Origin of the sequence: Orientia chuto str. Dubai (genome assembly GCF_000964595.1) — a bacterium.
GTDB lineage: Bacteria > Pseudomonadota > Alphaproteobacteria > Rickettsiales > Rickettsiaceae > Orientia > Orientia mediorientalis.
The window spans coordinates 1-3,407 of record NZ_LANP01000042.1; the positions used below are offsets into that span (position 1 = coordinate 1).

3 protein-coding genes are annotated in these 3,407 nt (G+C 27.7%); all 3 read right to left on the reverse strand.

The features are described 5' to 3' along the window. Positions 1–416: 416 nt before the first annotated feature. Positions 417–575, reverse strand: coding sequence for a hypothetical protein (locus tag OCHUTO_RS05930; protein WP_156961319.1), 159 nt, complete (start codon positions 573–575; stop codon positions 417–419). Between the two features lie 927 nt (positions 576–1,502). After that, on the reverse strand, positions 1,503–2,252 hold the full coding sequence (locus tag OCHUTO_RS04970) for an ankyrin repeat domain-containing protein (protein WP_052694669.1): 750 nt from the start codon (positions 2,250–2,252) through the stop codon (positions 1,503–1,505). 376 nt (positions 2,253–2,628) lie between these two features. After that, complete coding sequence (locus OCHUTO_RS05935; RefSeq protein WP_156961320.1) at positions 2,629–2,790, reverse strand: hypothetical protein; 162 nt, start codon at positions 2,788–2,790, stop codon at positions 2,629–2,631. Between the last annotated feature and the right edge of the window lie 617 nt (positions 2,791–3,407).

Genomic DNA, 3,407 nt, shown 5'->3' on the forward strand with positions numbered 1-3,407 from the left:
TTGGTGAAATCTGCAAGCCAAAATGAATAAAAAGTTAAACATATTCTCCATGACACATTTCATTACTTAATAAAACAAGTCCATAGCTATAATTTCTACTCTAGAGGCTTTTTTTTACCTGCTTCTAAGCTAATAATTGTTTGTTAGTTATTTAATCTTCCTATTCAAATACCGAAAAATATCATCGTAGAACTTGATTTGATAATTGGATCTTATTACTCATGTATTTGTATAATCAACTGGAATAATATCTAAGTTACCATTATCTTTCTTAGTAATTATATAATTTTCATTCTCTTTGAGAGATTAAACTTGAAGCGCTGAATATGCTATAACTTCTGCAATAATGAAAACGTAGCTATCACTCATATAATGTTTAGCTATCTTTTCCTAAAATTAGTTCTTCATCTTCATATTTAAATTCTCCATTTATATATTATTTTATCAACTTGCTTTATTATTTTCTTATTTAAATGAGATAATTCATTTGCTACTCCGCATAATATATGTGCTACATGCTCTATTTCAGGTACAGATCTAATCTTGTTACGTGGCCAAGTTTCATCCATTAGCATGACTTCATCTATAATTACTACTTCACATTTTCGATTTCCTTATGTGCTACATTTCTTATGTTCATGCCTTAACCAGTCAAACGAAAACTTTTGTATTGGTCCATATACTAATCTTGTGAGTATCATACCTCTTTTCTCTTGCGCAAAAGTTTAATAGCTCCTCAACATTAGAACACAATTTAAAATAGTATTCTAAAAAATCCCTCTGCTCATTCACCTCTCATTGCGCTAAAATACTAGATAACTATATTCTCTGTAATGCTTTAATAGCTACTAGCATTACACAAATTGTAGGCTTTCTTTCTCCAGTACCTATTTGTAATAATATTCCTTCATTATTTAACGATTAAAAATATTATTGTTTTTAAAAAAATTCTTGCATTATACCCTGCCTTGCAATAACTCAACTATCTCCTCCTTTGCTTCTACTTAAAAATTCTATTTTTGTAAACTGTATTACCATGTCAAACCTAATTCTTACCGGATTTTTACAGAAACATGAGTTTTCAATTTTGCTAGTAGATTTTTTTCAAACGCTTAGCAGTGATTTTTTGATCAATAAACTTTCAAGTTTATGTATTTGCTGTATAAGCTTATCTTACAATGAAGCTTCTAACTTAATATTCTCTTTTAAAAGATACTTTAACATAACATTAAACTGTTCAAGATCATTGGACTCAAATTTGTAAAAACATTTTTGATAAGGAAAAAACAAAGCTACTGTAATTTTCAAATTTTTCTCCGAACTATATGAAAAACTAAGCACCATATTTGCCTTCATGACTTAAAATGGGATCGCTTCTGCAATGAATAGAACGACTTGCTATGTCACTTCTTAAAGCACGGCTTACTCCATGTTCAATATAAACTTGAGCTGGTATCTAATGTGTGAGACAATACTAATATTGTTAAAATACAAACATTCACTTACTGTGCATTATCGTATAATTCTTCGCCAGATTCTCCTATAGCTTGCATATTTGTATTATGGTTTAATAAGTTTTTATATAGTTCAATTGTACAAGCTTTTTTTAATGATTGTAGATCATTATTATTATTAATATGACTTAATATTATTTCTAGGCAATCCATATTTAACACCAGTAATTTACTTTCTTCTAAATGTGATGCAACTGATGGCAATTTTCTTCCTAATATTTGTGTATCTTCACAGATCTTAATTATATCTTTTTTAGTTAGTGCTATATATTGAATTGTCAGTTGAATTATATTTACAGTATCTATGTGATTCTGAGCAAAAGCTAAATTGGAAGCAGTTTTTTTACTATTATCTCTTATATTAAAATTTGCACCTGAGAGTATAAGCAATTTGGCAATTTCTGAATAACCTGCAACAGCAGCATAATGTAAAGCAGTCCATTGCTTCATCTTATCTGTTGTATCAAGATTTGCACCTGCGTCTATAAGAAGCTTGACAGCATTTAAATTACCAATCATAGCAGCCATCTGTAAAGCAGTGAAGCCAAGTCCAAGGCATTTTGCATTAGGATCTACACCATCGTCTATAAGAGACTGAGTTTTATCTAAATCACCTTTTTGAATAGCATGATGTAAAGGGCAGCAGATATTAACAGTTTTTTTACTATCTTGTCTATGTTCTTGTGATTCTGATTTTGTTAATTTATGGCTTTCAATAGGCTGATGTAATTTACTCATTTAATCATTTTTTAGTTAGTTTAGTTAATCATTAATGGTTTTATTGAAAATTTTGCAAAAGTTTAATAATTACTAATTTTTATATCATAATTAAGTAACATGCGCAAGATTATTATATATTTTATGTGTAAATTCAAGCACATAATTTAGCTAGCATTAAGTATGAATATTTACTTAAGTATTTTTCAAGATCTAGTAGTTTAAGGTATCGAGCAAGAGGTACAAATCTCTGTTTCAATGCCTTTGTATTTTATTATAAGGTTTTATTGATACAGTTTTAATATTATGTAAACGGTAACATTATTTCATTAATAATAAATCTTTTTTATTTTGCTAACGCAATGTTTTAATCATTTGTCTAAAACTGTTTTTTTTATTACCATAATTCTAGTAAGGTCTGAAACTTATTCTGCAATTTTTTTACTAAATACGCCTCAGCATTTCTTTTATAAGACTTATCTTCGAGAGTATTATGCAATATTGCTGTAATAATGGTGTCAGTGTCAAAGCTATAATCTGCTACTTCCAATGGATACATATAATATAGCTCTATGTCTTTGATGCAAAATTATCGAAAAAAAAGATATATTAAAACAGCTTTGTAATAATGATTATTAATAATATTAAGGCTTGTTTTTTGCTATAATTGACAGCAGATATTGTTACTAACAAAATTACTTTCTGCATCAGCAGCAACTGCTAATAAAACTTTCATTCATTTGTTGATGGCAAAATGAGAATTATTTAGAACATCTTCATTTAGGGAGAATACTATAAATTAGTATGAACCATTTCTTGATAAAGAGAATTTATTTTTTCAAATTAAGTAATTTTTGTAAACAATATTTTTATCTAACATTAATCTTGACTTAATCACTAGTTATTATGCTGTAAAAAAGAATCCAGAAGAGGTTAATAGATTACTAAATCCATATCATAGAAACCATTCCAAAAACTATTACTATAGAATAAGAGGTATATTATAATAATGATCATAATAATATAACGACAAATTATATCTTCATAAGAATTATGCAGCAATGCAAATAGTCATCTTTTTGCATTGCTTGCATTTTTTGCCATCAAATAATAATACTAAATGTAGCTTTTTAGCACAATAAAATGGCTGTATGAAGAAATATGAATTTTGTAATC

Excerpts from the sequence above, each read along its gene's own strand:
- OCHUTO_RS05930 (WP_156961319.1), bottom strand. The coding sequence starts at position 575 with ATGCTAATGGATGAAACTTGGCCACGTAACAAGATTAGATCTGTACCT.
- OCHUTO_RS04970 (WP_052694669.1), bottom strand. The coding sequence starts at position 2,252 with ATGAGTAAATTACATCAGCCTATTGAAAGCCATAAATTAACAAAATCA.
- OCHUTO_RS05935 (WP_156961320.1), bottom strand. The coding sequence starts at position 2,790 with ATGTATCCATTGGAAGTAGCAGATTATAGCTTTGACACTGACACCATT.